The sequence below is a fragment of the Bacillus sp. N5-665 genome (assembly GCF_022637375.2).
Lineage (GTDB): Bacteria > Bacillota > Bacilli > Bacillales > Bacillaceae_G > Bacillus_A > Bacillus_A wiedmannii.
Genome location: NZ_CP093324.1, coordinates 146,658 through 167,313, shown reverse-complemented (window position 1 = coordinate 167,313; position 20,656 = coordinate 146,658). Strand labels below are relative to the sequence as shown.

12 protein-coding genes and 3 pseudogenes are annotated in these 20,656 nt (G+C 32.3%); 3 read left to right on the top strand and 12 right to left on the bottom strand.

Going from position 1 to position 20,656, the window contains the following annotated elements; all coding sequences use genetic code 11:
• Positions 1 to 127: 127 nt before the first annotated feature.
• A pseudogene (locus MNO09_RS00720) lies at positions 128 to 263 on the bottom strand (ABC transporter ATP-binding protein); the annotation flags it as partial.
• Between the two features lie 181 nt (positions 264 to 444).
• Between MNO09_RS00720 and hfq the strand changes: the two are divergent.
• The gene (hfq, locus tag MNO09_RS00715; protein WP_087985476.1) at positions 445 to 630 is read left to right on the top strand and encodes an RNA chaperone Hfq; all 186 of its coding nucleotides are present in this window, start codon (positions 445 to 447) and stop codon (positions 628 to 630) included.
• A gap of 985 nt (positions 631 to 1,615) precedes the next feature.
• Here hfq and MNO09_RS00710 read toward each other — a convergent pair.
• From MNO09_RS00710 to MNO09_RS00675, 8 genes and pseudogenes are all read right to left on the bottom strand, one after another.
• On the bottom strand, positions 1,616 to 2,254 hold the full coding sequence (locus tag MNO09_RS00710; RefSeq protein WP_241949978.1) for a nuclease-related domain-containing protein: 639 nt from the start codon (positions 2,252 to 2,254) through the stop codon (positions 1,616 to 1,618).
• A gap of 16 nt (positions 2,255 to 2,270) precedes the next feature.
• On the bottom strand, positions 2,271 to 2,654 hold the full coding sequence (locus MNO09_RS00705; protein ID WP_088107606.1) for a hypothetical protein: 384 nt from the start codon (positions 2,652 to 2,654) through the stop codon (positions 2,271 to 2,273).
• A 322-nt stretch (positions 2,655 to 2,976) separates the two neighbouring features.
• Positions 2,977 to 3,632, bottom strand: a pseudogene (locus MNO09_RS00700) (hypothetical protein).
• On the bottom strand, positions 3,632 to 4,261 hold the full coding sequence (locus tag MNO09_RS00695; protein WP_088107605.1) for a hypothetical protein: 630 nt from the start codon (positions 4,259 to 4,261) through the stop codon (positions 3,632 to 3,634). The pseudogene MNO09_RS00700 and the gene MNO09_RS00695 overlap by 1 nt, the downstream one beginning before the upstream one ends.
• Positions 4,262 to 4,589: 328 nt before the next feature.
• Positions 4,590 to 5,315, bottom strand: a pseudogene (locus MNO09_RS00690) (hypothetical protein).
• A gap of 1,181 nt (positions 5,316 to 6,496) precedes the next feature.
• Positions 6,497 to 6,913: a VOC family protein gene (locus MNO09_RS00685; RefSeq protein WP_088107604.1), complete on the bottom strand. Its 417-nt coding sequence runs from the start codon at positions 6,911 to 6,913 to the stop codon at positions 6,497 to 6,499.
• Positions 6,914 to 7,289: 376 nt separating this feature from the next.
• On the bottom strand, positions 7,290 to 8,381 hold the full coding sequence (locus MNO09_RS00680; protein WP_277884430.1) for a patatin-like phospholipase family protein: 1,092 nt from the start codon (positions 8,379 to 8,381) through the stop codon (positions 7,290 to 7,292).
• A 135-nt stretch (positions 8,382 to 8,516) separates the two neighbouring features.
• On the bottom strand, positions 8,517 to 9,077 hold the full coding sequence (locus MNO09_RS00675) for a histidine phosphatase family protein (protein ID WP_088107602.1): 561 nt from the start codon (positions 9,075 to 9,077) through the stop codon (positions 8,517 to 8,519).
• A 380-nt stretch (positions 9,078 to 9,457) separates the two neighbouring features.
• On the opposite strand from MNO09_RS00675, the gene MNO09_RS00670 reads away from it, so the two are divergent.
• Positions 9,458 to 11,566, top strand: coding sequence for a hypothetical protein (locus tag MNO09_RS00670; protein ID WP_088107601.1), 2,109 nt, complete (start codon positions 9,458 to 9,460; stop codon positions 11,564 to 11,566).
• 147 nt (positions 11,567 to 11,713) lie between these two features.
• Here the strand turns inward: MNO09_RS00670 and MNO09_RS00665 are convergent, their stop codons facing one another.
• The 3 genes from MNO09_RS00665 to MNO09_RS00655 all read right to left on the bottom strand — a co-directional run bounded on the left by MNO09_RS00665 (position 11,714) and on the right by MNO09_RS00655 (position 17,364).
• Positions 11,714 to 12,619: a DNA/RNA non-specific endonuclease gene (locus MNO09_RS00665; protein WP_088107600.1), complete on the bottom strand. Its 906-nt coding sequence runs from the start codon at positions 12,617 to 12,619 to the stop codon at positions 11,714 to 11,716.
• 413 nt (positions 12,620 to 13,032) lie between these two features.
• Positions 13,033 to 15,762: a sensor domain-containing protein gene (locus MNO09_RS00660; RefSeq protein WP_241949977.1), complete on the bottom strand. Its 2,730-nt coding sequence runs from the start codon at positions 15,760 to 15,762 to the stop codon at positions 13,033 to 13,035.
• 699 nt (positions 15,763 to 16,461) lie between these two features.
• The gene (locus MNO09_RS00655) at positions 16,462 to 17,364 is read right to left on the bottom strand and encodes a hypothetical protein (RefSeq protein ID WP_241949976.1); all 903 of its coding nucleotides are present in this window, start codon (positions 17,362 to 17,364) and stop codon (positions 16,462 to 16,464) included.
• Positions 17,365 to 18,535: 1,171 nt separating this feature from the next.
• On the opposite strand from MNO09_RS00655, the gene MNO09_RS00650 reads away from it, so the two are divergent.
• Entirely contained in the window at positions 18,536 to 20,437 is a 1,902-nt protein-coding gene (locus tag MNO09_RS00650) for an S-layer homology domain-containing protein (RefSeq protein WP_241949975.1), read from the top strand.
• Positions 20,438 to 20,656 lie beyond the last annotated feature (219 nt).

Sequence of the window (20,656 nt, the reverse complement as noted above, 5' to 3'; positions counted from 1 at the left end):
CAAACTATCTTACAGATTCATCATTAAAACTAAGGGAATAGTACTTTGACAAATATATCATATAACAAATATTAACATCCGTAAATTTCGAAAATTATGTTAATTAAGAACAGAAATAGCTTTTTTCTTAACTGTTCTTAATTTCGTTTACTACTAACTTCTTTTTACTTAAATAAACTGCTCGATCTGATTTTTTTCAACTCTTGCCAATGCGTAACAACAATTACACATTTACCTTCTTGATGTTCGAGTTCCTGAAACAATTACATTTAATAATGTAAAAAGGTATCTTATAATAAATAAGAAAAGGTCTTTACTTCATTGTAAGGGCTTTTATTTTTTATAAAAATCCATCCTAGAAATGTTATAATTACTCCATTCCTTTTATATTAATAAGAAGAATTTAAAAAGATTAGAATATTTAAAGAGAGGAGGAAACTACTAATGTATACACAAGACAATTTTTATAAAAAATTAATTGAGGAACAAAGGATAGTAAATATTATCCTACTCAACGGAGTTAGAATACCTGGAATCATTATTGCTGTGGATAAATTTTCAGTGCTAATCTCCAGCAATGGAAAGCAACAATTCCTATATAAGCAAGCAATTTCAACGGTCGCTGTATAAAATACCGTAAGTTTTGATGTTTCATTATTAATATTCTACACTTTAAAATTAAATTTGAATTATATTATATTGTATGAAGCTATAAAAAAGGAATCCTTATTAAAAGCATCCACCCCAGGAAAATATAAAGAGATACATAAATAAAAAGAATTAAATATATTATAATATAAAAACAAATAAAACATATTGAGAAACAGATAATTAGATTGAATATCCTGACTATTAAACATAAAATGAGTATGAGTCTAATAGCAACTAATCTCTAACCCTTGTATGAAAAAGAGGTCGAGTATCATGACCTTTTTTCCATACGTAATTTTAGCCTGTTCATACAGGCTCTTTTTATTTGATAGAAAAGAAAAATGTTTGCTATACTATATGCACACAAATATATGCAAAATCACAAATAAAACAAGGGCAGCCTGACATAGCTGCCCTTGTTTTATATTTATCGTTTTCCGACAAAAGACTCCTTCCTCAAAAATGTGAAGGTGTAAAACACCAATTTTAGGTGGGAGATGAATGTCGGTTGGCATAAGCCAACATGTTTGCTACTATATACTTGTACAGATTGCTCTTTGAAAACTGAAGATATGAGGTTGGTTGCAGAAAAACGTTGCAACCGTAAAATCTTCAACGTTCTTTCGCCCCACGTTTGCTGAAGTTGCGAAAACCAAGCTAAAGTAGGAAACGTGGTGAGTCAACGTACAAGATGCTTATGTTTTCACCGTAGGGACTACGGGCGGCGCCTGCTAAGATAACTGTTGGATACATCGGTGTTCGCAGGAATCTCCCACTTCAAACAGTCCGTAAGGACGCTAAGTGGTGAGTAGTTCAATTCTACAATATATCTTTAATCATTCTTTTTCATCACAAAATCTTTTGGGTTACCTTTTAACTGGTAATACTTCACGTTAAGACGAATAACTACTACGATGATTACCAAAAATCCTATTATATATAACATTGTTCCTTTCTCCGTTTCTTATTGTTTAGCGAATCTATTCTGTAAATACTTCACATGTTTCTTCTCAATATCCTTATCCATAATGTTTACTTGTAATATAGTTTGATAGATATGTTGGACTTCATCGATTGTTAGTTGCGGTTCAATATATGATTCAATACATTTTTTTAGATCGTTATTATATAGGACATGTTTATCTTTAGAATGAACATTTACCCTTTTTAGACTGCATTTTGGATGAAACGCGGCAATAGAGATACACGGCAGCTGTTGTTCCATCACCCATTCAATTGCCTTTATATGTTTATAGTTTTGTCGAAATGGGTTTTGAAAAGAGGATTTCTTTCTAAAAATACCCTGTTTCCACCTGGCTGATTTCTCACTTCCATAAATCCAGCCCTCGTAGTTCTTTGTCTCTATAACAAATACACCTGTTTCCGCAATAACAATATGATCAATTTGCGTTGTATCACCATACTCCGTATGAACCGTCACATCATGTAACACATAATAACTATTGGGATTTAATTTGCCCAATATAGGTTTCACAAATTTTCCCCCAGCTTTCCTTTTCCATTTCGGTACATGTTTTTTTAAAACGATGTTCAAAGGAATCAGAATTACAATGAGAATCAGTTCGAATATCAATACTTTCATAATAAAATCCTCCTTTTCACACTCTTACGTTTCTGCGCATCAAACGATATACATACGTTTCTAACCCTAAAATAAAATATGAGATACATAAGCCTTTTATCACCATCTCTACGAATCCCAATGCTAAAGAAACAAGGAGCCCACCCCGAAACTGAAAAGGTCTAGTTACCCTTCTATTTACTGGCTTTTCAATGACACCAAAGTTAGCCCAGGTGGGTAAACGTTTTTCTACATTCTTTATTGTGCCCATTAATCCGTATTTTAGGGACAGAATGAAACAACCGATTAATAAATACACAATAGAAGAAAAATAGACAGATAGGCCCATAACAATAATTGTGAGCAGCCAACCGATTAAAATGGAATTTCGTAAAACAAAATACTCTCGATTTCTTTTCAAAACAAACATTCCTTTCAAAATAGAAAAGGTTATTTTCAATTGATAAATATTTACATTTAATTATAAGCATGACATGATACACCTCTATTAATTTACGAACTAGCCTAAAGAGAATTGTAATAGATATGTTAAAACTTATAGTAGATAATACGGTAACAGAACAAGAAACAGATTCAGTTTTTTCAAAACTTTTTACCTACAAAAATACAACTGTATTTCTAAGTGGCATATTATCTCCTATATCGCTGGAAATACTTGAAGAATATGAAAGAAGAAACCAAATAGATAGATAAAAGGTACTGAATGCAGATTCAGTACCCACTTAATCTCTATATATAGTTTTTAATATATTAGCAAATAGCCATGGCGCGAGTACGTCTAACATACATAGCAAACAAGATCCCGTTATAACACGGTTGGACCACCGGTAATACTCAGGCTGTTTCGTACTCTCATGAATTCTCCTTAAACGAATACCTGCAATTAGCATGAACGGTGGAAAATAAGTGCAGTTGCTTTAAACAGGTCTAAAAAATCCGTAAAGATGTTCATAAACGAAAATACATCCGAACTGAACAAGAAGTACACACTTAGTCTCAGGGACATCATACTAATAAATGAGAAAATCATACTTCCAGTTGCCCACTTCATCCATTGGCCATTCTTTGTAATTAACGCCATAACCATGACAATAATGCCTAATACGAATGAAATAGAAAAGATATTTACTCCTACCTTAAAAGCCGGAGCATACAGACCTTCAATCTTTTGTATGATTGATGAGCCAAATGAATCATCTTTTTCTTTTGTTTTCGTTCGATTGTTTAATCCCTCTTTAAAGGATGACGAAACATCGTTCCCCTTCAATTCATTAAAATCTACTTTTACAGAGGCCTGAACTGCTTGTAAGGGGACAAATAGTAACATCATTAAAACAAGCGTACATAAGACTTCTATCATCCTTTTTTCTTGTTTCATCACACATCACCTGCTAATTTTGGTTTAACGCTCTTTAATTTGATTTGATTTCCTTCTGCAACATAATAGAGATCTGCTGCATAATAGATATTTGCTTTTGTATATGCCCCCATAATTGCATTCGCGATTTCTTCCTTCTCTACTGCCATATGTGTTTCATTTTCATTGTAAAATCCAATTTCAATTCGATTAATATTATTATTTAATACTGTAAGATGTAACTCTTTTAAACTATCTAAACGATTACCTAATCCACACACTAACTTAAATACTTTATTTGCAATTGTTGGTGGTTTGACATAAGTCGTATTAAAATGAATAGTTTCATCATCTATTAATCCATCCTCCTCAACTGCACATGTCATAATGAACGAATGATTTTGTTTTTCTATTTCTTGTTGACTCAACTTGCGATCAATGACGTATTTCAAGCTTATTGTTAGATTTTCTATATATTCATCCAGTTCGGTATTTGAAATTTTAACCTCTGAGAATTCCGGAAAAATCATATACGCGTGTATATTAGAACTACTTTTACTTACACGTAATAACTGAACTTGTTTCTTTTCATAGCGCACCGCTTGTTCTAATTTTTCTACTACGTTGTTGCTTATATGATCGATTGCCATATATTATCACTCCTATTTACTTTAATAAAATTTTTTTCATACAATACTCATGATTTGGTACTATCTATTTAAAGCATTGTAAAATTACGAAGAGTTCTCAATTCTCCTGTTCTAAGACTGATAATCACCTGAATCTCAAAATATTTTAATATTACAATGACATACAATTTTTCATTATAGTTGAATATTCTCATATGGTGAATCGTTCTATCCCACTCATTTGTACAAAAACAAAAAAATTTCATCCTTGTACAAATGAGTGAGAAAATACTGTTTTTCATGCTAACTAAGAAAAAATAACTAGGAGATACATTTATATATTTCCTAGCTATCTACCACTCCATCTAACTAATGTATAGGAATAAGAGGAATCAATTTTCAATTCTAAATACAGCAGTTGATTTTCTGGTAATATTTCTCCCCCTGTATGAATCCAATAGCGCTTGTTATTAGATATGTTTATTATGCAGGTGAGTTCTTGCTTTCGTTCTACTATTTTAGCCGTCTATACCACAACCTGAAATTCTTTCTCTTCTAATACTAAATTTTGAACAGAAGTACCATGTGCTGTTTCTTGTAGGATTTTCAGCTGTTCTAGTTCATGAAATGTATCTTCATATCCTAATAATCCCTCTAGTGTATCCATATTGCTTGAAAATGGTATGTCCTCATCACTCGGAAATGAGGTATCATATACTGTTTCAGAAGCAGGAGTATAGTGAAAACTCTTAACATGCTCCCCTACTTCAGCATCAATTTCCTGTTCTAATTTGTTACTGAATTCTTCATCCAAATTCTTTTGAACAGTAATAGCAACTAAATCATATATACCTGCTACATCTTTTTCTAAGGTGATTTCTTTTGTTAGGACAGTAAAACGCTCTTGTTCCCTACCAATAGGTCTATTTTCTCTCGGGCACCAATAAACGGGACGTTCTACCGGTGTATTTTCTCTTTCTTTCCTCTTCGCTTCTTCTATTAGAAATTTTTTTCTTGAATTACGAACTACAAAAAATACATAACAAAATAAACCGATAAAAATGTTTGTAAACATGGTTTTCCCCTCTCGATTATGCAAATAAATCGAGTTCAAATTTCCCATCGATTACTTTGCTTTTTCGTTCCATTTCTTTTGAGCAGTATCTACTTCTACAATCCATTTACCCTAGAATGCAAAATCTTATTTATGTATAAGCAGACGCTTATCCACATTCAGTGTTTCCCTACTGTTAGTGTGGGTGGATAATATCTCACCACTAAAACATTTCCTACACCCATAATAATTGCCCCCCCGTTCTTTTTTGCAATAAAAAAAGAAGATCCAAGTATATACATCACTCAGTTCTTCCTTTTCCCCTCTGTAAACTACCTAGATTTTATTAAAATAGTAGTTCTTCACCTGTAATTTTAGATAGCGCATCCCTACCAGCAAATATATCATCCAGCTCTTTGGATTACTGTCTTGTTTCCTGCTCTTTTGAATCATCTAATACCATCCAAATGCTATCTTTTTTCATTTTCATATCTCTTCTTTCTTGTAATTTGTTAAGATTCATAACCCAGCCTGCGAACTTGAAAACAGTACAAAAAGGCTTCTTCAAGTCGATTAATAATGTGCATAGCAAAATAAGCTATATATACACTAATCGGCTCAAAGAAGCCCTTTCACAATTGAAACAAGACGTAACTTGCTTCTACAACTCAACCACAACACAAGAAGGTGTGGGAATAAACGGAATCAATTAAACTAGCAATACAACTATATATTATATAATAACGTTATATATTTCAAGAAGTTTTAATTAAAGTTAACACATTACCTAAAAGAATCCTTTTCCTTAAGCTTGTGAAGGACGATTGTCAAAAAGTATTAGGGTATTGCGTTAAAGGTTAATAATATACTTTCAATTTTATCTAAAAGTTTTCAAAAATTTGTTTTGTTAAACTTGGTTTTCTATTCATACTTATCTCCATAACTTGAAATAGTCCTTTAGGACAGCCATTGGTATTGGTGGATATTTACAAAAATCGCTAGTGTATGTGAATTAAATTAAAATGACAATAAAGTTATTTAATTTTAAATCCTAAAATACATATAACCCCGTTCTTATTTTAAAGGGGTTAAAATAGAGTCGTTTAATTATCAATATAATATACTTCACTGCACAGATAATCGCTACACTTCACAGCACTACATACCATTCTTCGGTGAACTGTGTATGTCGACGGCGAAGGTCACGCTTTTCGGGCCGAACTCAGAACCTCTAAATAGTGCTGATTGTACATAATACCTAAGATGTTACCAAAGGGATCGATTACGGAAGCAGTAATGAAACCCTCACCTCTCCCTGTTGGTGCCTCGTACTCTTTTGCTCCCATAGACAACAGCTTTTTGAATGTGGCTGTTACATCATCGACATGCCAATACACTACAGCACCTGCTGGACCGGTCGCTGAACCATTAGGTGCGTAGCGGCTATCAATCAGGCCCAGTTCGTGCTGGTAGTCGCCAAGGCGAAACTCGGCATATCCAGGACGTTCGAAGTATGGTTCTAAGCCCAATAGTTCGGCATACCACTTCTTTGCCGCTGTTAGATCATTTGTCCAAAAACTGACTGTCGTTAGTCCTCGGAATGTCTGTGTGTTGCTCATAATCAAATTCCTCCTTAATGTTGAGTAGTACGTCCAGATGCTAACTTAATAGCTGCTTCTGAATTAACTTCAATTTACTTAAAAATAATCCTTTCTATCATTTAAGGAAATTGCCATTTGACTGAATAACATGACTGATATATTTCAACATTTTCATTTGTAATTAAAAATTTTTTTTACTCAACAATTAGTAAAACTGAAGGATATTCGACTCAGTCATTTTCAAATACGAAATACATAAAAAGACTGCAGGTGATATAACAAAATAATCCTGCTCAGTAAGGTCTTAATCTTGCCACAGAATTAGATTTAGTCGATGCTTTAAAAGCAATTGTTGAAGCTGAACATAGGCTACAACAGTAAATTAGGTTGATTTTCAAACACTCGGGATGATTTTATTTATACTTTGATTGTTTGGATCATCATATATTTTGAAGAATTCTTCCGCTGCCTGTTTACCAGATGCTATTAATTCCAGTTGCTTCTCTTCTGAAATATTAAAATCTATCGCCGTTACCCCTACTGTGTTAATATAAATAGTTCGTACAGTATCATCTTTATGTAAATGCATACTATCTTGCCCTTTCACAATAGTCCCCATTAAATTCCAAGTAAAATCAAAAAAGTTGTCTATTTCGTGAGAGACTGGTGCAGCAATATTTCTCATGACATCTATTTCTGCTTTTGAATCTAAACGAAATCCTAAAGTCTCTTTATTATAAACTTGCACATCTTCCAAATTAGCACTAACTCTTTCTGCAGGTATTTTCTCTAAAAATTCTGCTGCTCTTTCATAATAAGAAGTGACTTGATAATGTTTTTCATCTAATACATACTTTTTTTGGTCAAATAATCTAACAGGGTAATTATTTAATACCCTTCCATCTACAAAATATTCCCCTTTCCAAACAATGGGTTCGAAAAAAAATGGAATAGATATAGAAATTCTAACCGCTTCTGCAACAGACATATCAGGTGTTGTTTCATGTGAAAAAGTTACAACTTGTCTAGTTGAGACATTTGTGCCCTGGAAATATAGTTCTTTTCGTGTTATTTTGACTATTTGCTCAAAAGTTAAATCTTTATCCTTCATTTCTTCTTTAATAATTCCTTTTTGAGCCCATTCTTCCATCTTTGGTTTAATAATATCTTCTTTTATCCATTTTAAAAACTCATCCCCTTTGTATCTACCATATCCACCTACTAGTAGCCGAAATGTATCTATAATTATTCCATCATCATCTTTAAATTTTTCAAATTGTACCTTCTTTAATTTTTCCGTTAAATCCTCAATCGAATATCCTAGTCCCAGAATTAAGGCTGTAATTGCACCCGCAGATGTACCCCCAAACCTTTGAATATTTGATAATATTTTCTTTTCATTTTCTAAATATTCTAAAGCTCCAACATATCCAATACCTTTAATTCCGCCTCCTTCAAAAACTAAATTTTTAAAAGGGTAATTCATTTAAATACCTCCTTGGAGATTTTGTTAATAATTACTTAATTTAATTAAACGAATATCTTATCTATATTACAGTTTAATTATTAAATTCAAAATAGCAAAAGTTTATAAAACTGTTCAGAGCGTAAATCAATATATCTAAGGATGAATATGATTCACTTTGAAATTCCCGTCACTCATTGTTATTAAATAAGCATCTGGAGAAGTTAGTACCCATGCTTGGTCAAAGCCAAAATGCTTATCAAAGTAATGTAGCAAGAGTATTGTGGTAATTCTATGTGTTACTAAAATATAATTTTTTTTATTATTTTCATTCATAATATCCCTCATCACTTGATGAGTTCGCTCCATAACTTGATGAATCGATTCTCCGCCTTCATCTTCGAATTTTAAATTCACACATTCAAACCGCTTTCTAATTTCCTCCTTGAAATTTCCTTGTATATTTCCAACATTAATCTCATTCAATCTAGAATCCGTACAAAAATCCGAATTCAAATGTTGAGAAAAAATATGTGCTGTTTGTATAGCCCTTAGATATCTACTAGAAATTATTTGACTCTCTTTCATATCTTCTTTTTGTAGAAGGGATACTACCATATCTTCTACTTTTTTTCTTCCCTCTGATTTTAATGGACAATCGTAATCGTTACCTTCCGCTTCACCATGGCGAATTATAAATATCTTTTTTTCATGCATTATTCATTCCTCCAATATTGATCGATAACGCATATCAACATATATACTCACCTTTTTTTAATGTTTATATTCATTTTTTAAATTAATATATTTATATATAAATTTTTATTTAAAATATAAGATTAAGATATTAATCGTCATTACATATAACAACAACCTAATTATATGGTTATGTTTTAATCTTAATAAGCATTGCTAGCCTCTTTATCAAGATAGGAAGAAATTTACTGTTATAAAAAATATCATTTCCTATAAAATAAGCATTGTGTTTGGAAAGGAAATATATATAGTTTATTTATTTCAACTGATTCTTCTCATGGTTTATGGCTCTAGGCACTTAGGAAGAATTACAGGCATTAATAGTTATGGAGGTAATGAAGATGGATTATAACAATTCTATTGAACCAGAGCAATTATTAGCAAAGGGTAACCCTTCTAGTATAGGAGAAGAATCCTCAAATACCGCTATTGCTCCACCAATCAGTGGTTTATATGCATGGACTGAACAACAAATCCGTGAGGAGCTTCGCCTCGACGTAGACGGACGCTACCCACAGATGATAGCAAGTGGAACTATTACTCCAAATCTGTCTTCTCCAATTCATTGGATTGCCCAGTTAACAGCTAATGGTCCAAATACTTGGAAGGGTAATATTAAAAACAAATACCCAGAAGGAATACAATCATTTCCTTACACAAATGTAAAAATACAGGTAACACGCGGTTCATTTCCTGGGCAGCATACTGCAGAAGTCATATTTCTTATCGGGGGGGAGACAGACAGAACTAGAACTTTTCGGTTTCAATCTCCTTACTTCCACTCTGTGGAATTTGAATTTGATGCAGAAGAAGGTACAACTCCAATCACAACTTATCAAACGCACTCCCATCGAGACAAGCCAGCGTTTTTGCCGGATGAAACTTTGTCAATTGCGGAAGTTTTTAAACGAACCGGGTTTGATGTAAAAGTATCAGAAGGTAATAATACCGTTTCCCGAGACCATACAGGGACAAACAGGAAATGGAGCGATCAAGAATTACATGATGCCATGCAAGTATATTGGTCTCACTTTGACAATAAGCCTCAATGGTCCATGTGGGCATTCTTTGCAAATTCGGAAGCTGAAATGGGACATAGTCTGGGTGGTATTATGTTTGATAGCTTAGGTCCGAATCATCGTCAAGGGACAGCAATCTTTAATAACTCATTTATTGCAGATCCACCAGCAAGCGATGAGAACCCTGTTGCATGGGTACAACGCATGCGTTTTTGGTGTGCGTGCCATGAAATGGGACATGCCTTTAACCTTCTACACTCTTGGCAAAAACACCTAGGTAACCCTTGGGAACCATTGGGGCTCCCTCTTATCCCGGACCCAAAAGCTCTAAGCTTTATGAATTATCCTTACACATTCGATGATAAGGGTAACAAAGATGACAACTTACAGCGGTTCTTTAAAAAATTTGAGTATCGTTTTAGTGATCAAGAACTTTTGTTTATGCGACATGCACCTGAGCGCTTCGTACAAATGGGTAATGCTGACTGGGCTGTAGATCATGGTTTTGAACAGACGAATGTTTCTAGTCATCCTTCTTTTAATCTTGAATTGAGAGTTAACCGTAACACACCTGTGTTTCAATTCTTAGAACCTGTAGTTTTTGAAATCAAATTAACCAATACTTCAAATCAACCTCAGTTAATAAAGAAACATATTTTGTCCGATTTAAACGGAATGTCTGTGATTGTAAAAAAAGAAGGAAAACAAGGACGTAAATTACTACCTCATGCTCAATATTGTTGGAAACTAGAGACCAAGGTAATTATGCCTGGAGAATCACTTTATGAAACCATTTTCGCTTCCGTTGGAAAAAATGGCTGGTTAATTGATGAACCAGGATTCTATAACATTCAAGTAGCCATGCAAATAAACGGCAATAACATCGTATCAAATAACTTAAGACTTCGTGTTTTTCCACCTGCCGGATACGATCAGGAATTTCTTGCTCAAGATTTTTTCTCTGATGAAGTCGGCCGTATTCTTGCATTCGACGGTAGTCGTTTTCTTGAAAAAGGGAATGATATCCTTCGTGAGGTAACCGAAAAACTTCGTGACCATGCGGTTGCTCTTCACGCTCATATCGCTCTTGCTAAACCATTGGCGTTCGATTATCAATTCCTTGACTTCACAGAAGACTCAGATACAAGAGGTAAAATAAAAATAATACCTGCTCAACCAGACGAGGCACGTAAACAGTTTGCTTCTGCTTTAACTGAGCATAAACAGATAGCTGCTAAGACACTTTCCCATAAAGAGTATAATCAATATATGGTAACGTACAGTGAATTCCTAAGCAGCCAAGAAGAAAACAAAGAAGCCGCAGAGGTACAGAATGACCTTTATCAAACGTTGTCTGAGCGGAATGTTCTAGACAGTGTATTACAAAAAATCAAAAATCGACGCGAAATCTATGAACAAAAGGAAAATTAATAATTTACGAACAAATAAAAACGTAGAAATAAATTATTTCTACGTTTTTATATTCCTCTAAAGTCTTTTAACTTATTTTACAAAAGTGATTAACGAAATAAATACCAACTATAGATTAGAAAAATTAATGTTTGGTATTTTTTCGATCTACTTTAATATTAAATCCTCTTGATTTCGGATAATGTGTGCTTCAGGAGTAACGATGTTGGCTCTTTCAGTATTAATGTTAGCATGATAACGCAGCGGATTCGTCCCATAAAGATGTTCATCAAATATTATTCCTGTAACTTCAGTTATAGTTGTTAAAGGAACTTGGTATGTTGTTAGTACATCCATTCTTTCTAACAAGTGATATTTTGTAGAAGAACGACTTTCCTCATGCAGGTTATGTAGCCAGTAATCATCCTGTATTATTTTGAATGCTACTGAATGAAGATTATCATCACTACCAATATAAAAAGCCACTTTCCAAAAGCCAGCTGGTATCTTAATTCCACAACCTAAAGGTTTTTGGTATCCACAGTACTCTCTATCATTTTCTGTAAAGATAGGTCCTGTAAAAATTGAAAATTTCTTGTCTCTACTCTTGCTTCTACTAATAATCCAATTTTCAATATCACCCCATTTTGTATGATGGAATTCCTTATGTTGAGGAGCAATATTCGCAAAGCAAAATGAATCACAATTTGCTTTTTTTGCCTCATCTGGATTCCCCCAGTCTACATCGTCTCTTCTAACAAGGTGACCTCTATCCCATAGGTCTGCTTGTCCTCCTGCATATAGCCAGTTTCCTACTTGATTTTCATTTTTAATCCGCTCATCCAGATGCCAGTTATCGCATCTATCAAGATTCATATTTCTTTCTACATCGGTATTATTTGCTCCATAAATAGCAAATTTCCTTTCTTTATTCATAACAATTGAAAAATGTGTAAATGGATAAATTTTACCTCCTTCTAATGCAACTTGACTTATATCCTCACGTAAACGCGGAAATGAAATTGGGAACTCTTCTCCTAAAAAAATAGTATCAAAACCTTCATTTAAACCCATTATTAAAAAGCCTCCTTATCTGTAATTTTTATGTGGGTAATTATTTCTTCCTGCTGCAAAAAGTCTAAAGAATAAATCTCTATGCAACACTATTAGCAGTAGACATGTTGATCCCCTCATCATTTTTCAGTTAAAATAATTTTCCCACTCTGTTTAGATTCTCCTAATATTTACGGTATTTATGCAGATTAATGTACAAACTATAATCTAGTGATTACGTCAAATATTATAAAATCTATAAGGGTAGTTCTTTCAATACTCACCAATAAGATATAATACGGGGAAGATAGATACTTAATTTACTCTCAAAAACCAAAACCCAGCTGCATATCTTTTGAAAATAAACTAAAGAAAAACGTTCTACTCCATATGAGTAGAACGTCTTCTCACTTTAATTCATATATTTTTTGGACTTATTTATTTTGTTTCGTATTTAAAAAATTAATAAATTCATCTTCATTTACAGGCTTACTGTAGTAATACCCTTGAATTAGATAACATGCACTTTGTTGTAACACTGTTAATTGCTCCTCCGTTTCTACCCCTTCTGCTATTACTTTCATATTTAAAGTATGGGCTAACGAAATAATAGTTTGTATAATTTCATCTCCATCATTTGAAGTTCCAATCCTATTCACAAATTCTCTTGGAATTTTCAAAGTATCAATTGGATACAAAGGTAGATACGCTAATGAAGAATATCCTGTACCAAAATCATCAATTGATAAATGTACACCATATGATTTTAATGCTTTTAACTTCGATAAGGTTTCTTTTTCATCTACCATGGCAATTCGCTCTGTTAATTCCAAATCAATTAAATTAGCTGGTACCCCTATTTCTTCAATGGTAGATATAATCGTTTGAACAAAATCTTTCTGTTCAAACTCTATAGCTGATAAATTTATCCCCATTTTTAGATTTGTATAACCTGCAGAATGCCATTCTTTCAGTTGTGAACACGCTTGCTGTAGCGTCCATTTTCCAATTGAAATAATCTGTGATGTTTCTTCAGCGATAGGTATAAACTCAAAAGGTGAAATTAGCCCCAGCTCTGGATGTTGCCAACGTATTAATGCCTCTGCACCAATAACCTTTCCTGCCTTACTATCCACTTGTGGTTGGTACAATAAAAACAACTCATTATTTTCAATTGCATTCGGTAAATCTTGCTCTAATTGTAATCGTCTTGTTATTTTTTGAGATAATGTCTCGTCGTATATACAAACAGCATTGTTACCTTTTTCCTTTGCGCTATACATGGCGATATCAGCATGTTGTAAAAGTGTAGTAGTGTTTATTCCTCCAAACGGATACACTGCTATTCCTATACTAAGAGATAAGTAAAAACTATGCTGATTTACTACAAATGGTTCTTCAGTTATACGAAACAGAGTTTCACATAAATCCAGTAGCTGTTGCTCTGTGTGGTTATGGACTATGACTGCAAACTCATCTCCCCCTATTCTCGCTAGAGGAATAGACGGTGACAGACATGTCCTAAAACGCTTAGCAACTTCTTTTAAAACACTGTCACCGATTGAATGTCCCATTGTATCATTAATGGTCTTAAAACGATTTAAATCTATATACAAGAGTCCAAATTCACCCTGCGTTTTTTGTGCACGCTCAATGGATTTTTCTAATTCTTGTTGGAAGAATATTCGATTTCCAATCTCCGTCACCGTATCATGAAATGCTAGATAGTTTATCTCATCTTGTTGTTGCTTCATTCTCGTAATGTCTTTTACCATTACATAACTCCCAAAAGTTTGTCCTTCTATCATAATAGGAACAATGGTCACGCACCAAAAATGAATGTCCTTCTCATTATTGTTTTTCACCCGTAATTGTAAAGAAGTCGAACTGCATCGTTTTCCTTCCTGTAGAGCTGCTTCCAATTCAGATCTATCTTCATCTAAAAAAATTGAAAAGCACTCTTTTCCTATCAATGCAGCACTGTATTTCCCTAATAACATACTTCCAGACTGGTTTATATTTAATACGGTACCATTTGAATCAATTGTTAATATAGGATCTGGATGATACTCATATAAGGACTTAAACCTCTCTTGATTTTTCACCAAATCATTAGACTTTTTTATTAAGTCTGCTGTTCTTTGAGATACTTTTTGCTCTAATTGATTATTGAACACTTTTAATGTTTCGGTTAAATCTTTGTTTTGCATTCGTACAATTGTATGACGAATCAGTACAAATACAAAGGCAATACAATTGCCCGTAATCAGTGTAGATGAAGAAGTTTGCTCTTTCAAAGTAAAACCAATTAAGATTGCAACTGCAAGATAAGGAAATATGACAAGAAGTTTCTTTCCAAATGTCGGATTAATAATAAAATAATTTCTTCTAGAAGATGCACTCCTTGGGATAGTAGCGGCAATGGCAATAAATAATAGAAAAACTCTATACAAACACCTTAATAATATGAGTGAACGATGTGATAAATCATCTTGTAAATAGAAATATAAATAGTCCGTAATAGACAATCCAGTTAATACTAAGATGAAAATAAATAATTTACTTTTCGCATTAAAAATTGCTGGTCGAAAGATAAGGCTAACTCCTAGTAAAAGAAGCAATAGATCTATAATCGGGAAAATAAATGAAAGAAAAACATCTCCAATTGATAAGAATAAAATATTTGCAGAAGGTTTATTAAATAGGTACCACTCTAAGGTAAAAATAGCAGTAACAACAATACATAAATCACAAATCAAATACGCTTTCTCCCATTTGTTACATTCCATCATGATTTTATAAAAGAACGCAAAGAGAAAGAAGAATAAGAAAAACAACAAAAATACATCAGAGATATTAAAATTTTGTATTGGTAATTCTATATTAAGTACTTGAAAAGCAGATATAAAATTCCCTATCAAGAAACACCCTATTGCAATAGTAATACAAGCCCAAAACACTCCTAACTTAACTTTTCTGGATACTATAGAATAGAGTAATGAAATAAGTACAATAGTTTCAACAACTAAAGATGAGAGTCGTATATTAAAATCTGATACAAAATACTGATTCGGAAAAACAAATAAAAATATAAAGCAAAAGCTTAAATAAGCTATTAGAGCCAATATCAATACATAAAATTGCACATGTGAATGTTTACGCAATATATTCACCTTCTTAAGTCTTTCATTATTTTTTATTAAATTTGTTTCTAATTATTATTTCTATTATGACCATTTCAAAAGATTTCTTTCAAAATAAAGCAACCTCAAATTACACCTGTTAATATTCAACAATTATAGAACAGGAATTATAAAAATGTTTCTAACCGTATGAAACGAAAGGAATCTTCTGTCGGAAAATGATAAATCACCATATTTCTCTGCATCCTTTTTCTCATAAAAAACCACAAATATGTCTAGTACTCTAGCATGCTTTCAAATGGATTGGACAATGCTAACATCATGATTCCAAAATTAATAGATTACAGAAAGGCTTATACTGATTAGATGCATTAAATATTATCAACAAAAAAAGTTTTTATATCACTATAAAAAAATTTCACGAAATTAAGTGTATGTATAGACTTTCCAGTCAAAAGAATATAAACAGGACAATCATTATATAAACATGTATCTCTGAGAAATTATATAAATGTAACATATCCCCAATTAATGGAGCTATTATAGTTACTTATATAAATGAGTGTCCACGACAGAAATATGACATTTTTGCAGCAGCTAATAAAAATGAAACAGAAGATAATGTTTTAAAGTAACTAATTCAAAAAAGCCTTGTAACATATTACAAGACTTTTTGAATTGGTATATACATTATAGATGGATAATTTTATTTTCTTAAAATTAAGACCAAACCCATTGCTCTTTATTTGTATTCTGTTTAATTTTATCGTTAATTTTTTGAATATGGTCATACGTTGTTTTATCCATTCCATGGAAATTAGATCCATCATGAAAATCTACTTGAACCATATCACCTATATTAAATTGTTGACCTTGTGTTAAATCCACATAAACAACATCATTTTCCCCATTTTTAGAAGGGTACTTGACAGCTACATAATCGGTATAATCTTTGTCTATTTTTGTAATTTCTCCGATTACAAAATTAGGTTGACCATCTTCTTTTTCATACATTCCTGATTTCAATGTTGTACCTTCTTTTTCTAAAGACTCAGTACTAGTACTATAATCATTAATTTGCGTTTTAACTTTTTCTACATTTGCATTTACAGCTATAGGTGGTATGGATCTCGCCCAAAAATCACTTTCTACTTTCACTAAGTCATTAACCTTAAAGTTATGAGTGTTTTTTAGAGGTACACGAAGATCCTCTGGATTTCCGTTATTATCTATATATGTAACTAATAACTCATTAGAAGAAACTTCACTTACATGCCCTACTGTATATTGTTCGTAGTTTCCAGGAGCTAATTCAAAATGCTCAACAGAATTAGCCGTTAAACTTGTAGTAAATGCGTTTTGAAGTAATGGACCATTACTATTTACTTTTACATATTCACCTGGTTTTGCATTTGCTTGAAAATCAGTATAAATAGTTACACTTTCATTTAATTCTTTACTTTCAATGATAAAATACTTTGACTGTACTTCTATTACTTTCCCCTCAACTGTAGTGTTGAACTCTTGTACAGCTGCACTTGCTGTTATTGAATCTAATCCTGGTATGTTGCTTCCTGTAAATGCTGCAATTCCTAATGCACCAGCTAAAATGACTTTCTTCATATGCTAAAACATCTCCAATCATATCTATTCACTAAATGATTTTAATTATCAATCATCATGTAATCATTATAGTTACACCTTTTAAAGAACGTCAATAAAAATATCCTTACACTTTTGTAAGGTAATAAGGTTAATAATATAGAAAGGAAATTTTTCACGAAGTAAATTTTTTATGTTTATTATTGATTAAAAATGAAGATAATCCACCTATCTGGGGTGATTGTACAATTTATTAGCAAATCGTATCATTTATTATAACACCTAAATTTTCACTAATTTGCTAACTTAAAGAAAAAACAACCAATATTTAGAAATATATTAATACAAACTTTTCCGTTTGTATGGCAACTTATTAATCTTTATGGGCGATTTAAGTTTAATAAACAACAAGAGTCAGTTGACATGGATGCATTTATTCAAGAATTAGCGCGATCAAAGTTACTATCTAAAATACAGTAAATAGTATATTCGAAGTACTTCATTAGAAATTTTAGGAGAGTATTTCTTATTCGCCTTTTTCAGGGGATGTGCAAAAATACCCCACATACAAATCTAAATTATTTAATCTACTCCATTATTTTCAATGATTACTTGATAACGACCAACATAGATATAATCAAACCTGTTGCACCATTTGGAAAGAGGCCACCCTGACTGTTTAAATTTAAAAACCCCGCATTATGATGACCAAATAATACGAATAAAAATAGAAGTCCAGCGAAGATAAAAACCACAATAATTTACTAGTAAATTATGCTAAATATCCCTCTTTTATTTAATCTAGACAGCCCTCTCATTACATGGGATTAAAAACAAATTTATTCATACTTATAGTTATTATAATGAGTAATTATTCACCTTATATAATAATTACTTACTATATTATTAACACGGTTATCTTACAAAAATGTAATTCTTTTTTAATTGACACTCGTACATACGAGTAACTATACTAGTTACACATGCTTGGTGAATATATCAAATAGTCCCTTACTACAAGTGTATGTCTGTGAATTCTTTTCGAAATAATATTTTGAATCAACCATATATTATTTATCTGTAATATAGTGATGATACCAACCCAATCTATTAAAATAGGTCATATTACTTATGAGTTTAACTATAAATGATAGATTTACCAAGCTGTAATAATTTTTAGGAGTGTTACATTTTGAAATACAAATTAATTGCTACAGGAATTCTTGCTGGAAGTCTACTTTCCTACTCAACTAGTGCATTTGCAAATACTCACAAATTCCCAGATGTTCCTGCATGGGCTGACAAATCCGTTAATTATTTAGTTGATAAAAAAGTATTAAGTGGATATCCAGATGGCACTTTTGGTTCAAGTGATTCATTAGATCGAGCTGCTGCTGCAACCATTATGACAAAAGCTCTAGGTATACAAGTTGACTTCGATGCAAAACCATCCTTTACAGATTCTCAAAATCATTGGGCAACCCCTTATATTGCAGCTGCTGAAAAGGCAGGAATCATTAAAGGTGAAGGAAATGGAATATTCAATCCCTCAGGAAAAGTTACACGTGCCGCTATGGCAGCAATGCTAGTAAATGCATATAAGTTACAAGATATTACAAATAGTAATGGACAAATTACGTTTCATGATTTAAAAGGACATTGGGGTGAACAACATGCAAACATTTTAATACAAACGGAAATTTCTAAGGGAACTAAAAATGGAAATAACTGGTCCCCTAATAGACCGATTACTCGTGCAGAGGCTGCACAATTTCTTGCAAAATCTGATCAAATCCACCACCAAACAAAACAAGTAGAAAATACTGTAGTTGGAGTAATAAATGATGCAGACCCTTATTATGTGACTGTGACCTATAAAGATGCTAATGGCAATAATCAAGAAGTTACTATAGACTTCCCGAATGGTAGTAACTCTAACTTTAAAAACGGGGACAAAGTTAAAGTTGCTAACAAAAATCAATGGAAACATCAAAAAATCTATGGACAAACTGTATTTTACACTGATGTAAATTCTATTTCTAAAGTAAATGAAGAATCTAACAAACAACAAGAAAACCATGTAGTTGGGGTAATAAATGATGCAGATTCTTATTATGTGACTGTTGCATATAAAGATGCTAATGGCAATAATCAAGAAGTTACTATAGACTTCCCGAATGGTAGTAACTCTAACTTTAAAAACGGGGACAAAGTTAAAGTTGCTAACAAAAATCAGTGGAAACATCAAAAAATCTATGGACAAACTGTATTTTACACTGATGTAAATTCTATTTCTAAAGTAAATGAAGAATCTAACAAACAACAAGAAAACCATGTAGTTGGGGTAATAAATGATGCAGATCCTTATTATGTGACTGTTGCATATAAAGATGCTAATGGAAATAGTCAAGAAGTTACTATAGACTTCCCGAATGGTAGTAACTCTAACTTTAAAAATGGGGACAAAGTTAAAGTTGCTAACAAAGATCAATGGAAACATCAAAAAATCTATGGACAAACTGTATTTTACACTGATGTAAGTTCTATTTCTAAAACAAATGAAGAATCTAACAAACAACAAGAAAACCAATTAATGAGTAAAGATAAAGAACAAAAACTCTTAGCACAACTAAAAAAACGTTCTGGTACAGTGACAAAAAAATCTGAAGATAGCCTTGAAATTTCAAGTGAAAACCAAACCATTCGTGCCTATGTTAATTCAAAAGTACTACCAAACATTCAGATAGGTGATACAGTAAATGTTTATGCTCAAGCATTTGAAATGGCCCCTATTCTTCTAAAGGACTTACCTTTCGAGGCAAGAAACGCGATTATTCAAAAAGGAAATGAACAAAATATTGTAGAGAATCAATACAAAAAAATCACAGGAAATGTTACAGGAAAATCTGATAATTCAATCTTAATTTCAAGTAACAACTTAACTTATGAAATTGAAACTTCAACCGAAGTATTACAAGATATTGTAATCGGTGATACGGTAAACGTTTATGCTGCATCTTTTGAGTTTAGCCCTATTTTACTTGCTGGTGTTCCTGTGAAAGCTATTTCTCCTATTGTTGAAAAAACAAACTAATATTCAACATTCTATAAATTTGTTAACTTCATCCGAAAAGAACTCCTAAGTAACATAGGAGTTCTTTTTATGAAGTTATATATTTTCTATCGTGCTCGTAAGACCTAGTATATTAATCGTGATTTACTATCAGTCCAACAGTAACTATCTTATTTTTATTTCCATAAGTTTTTATCAAGAGACAGAGCTTAATTTGCCCTTTTTTCTTTGAACTCCCCC